The organism is Belnapia sp. AC561 (assembly GCF_979252845.1).
The window spans coordinates 1-239 of record NZ_CEEDBP010000459.1 but is presented as its reverse complement, the minus strand read 5'-3'; the positions used below and the strand labels follow the sequence as shown (position 1 = coordinate 239).

At 65.7% G+C, this 239-nt stretch carries 1 pseudogene; it reads left to right on the top strand.

Annotated features, from left to right (window positions below):
* A pseudogene (locus AC0IW9_RS31840) lies at nucleotides 1–239 on the top strand (shikimate dehydrogenase); the annotation flags it as partial.

Below are 239 nucleotides of genomic sequence, written 5' to 3'. Positions count from 1 at the left end.
GCGGTGGCCCATGCTTTGTTGATTGAAGGTGTTGAACAGTTAACTATTTTTGACGTGGACGCCGGCCGCGCCAGCGACCTGGCGGCGAACCTCAACGCGCATTTCCCAGGCAACCGCGCGAGCGCTGGCGCCGACCTGGCAGCCGCCATGGCGAGCGCCGACGGCCTGGTGAACACCACGCCGATGGGCATGGCCAAACTGCCCGGTATGCCGGTGCCCAAAGCCCTGCTGCGTGCACC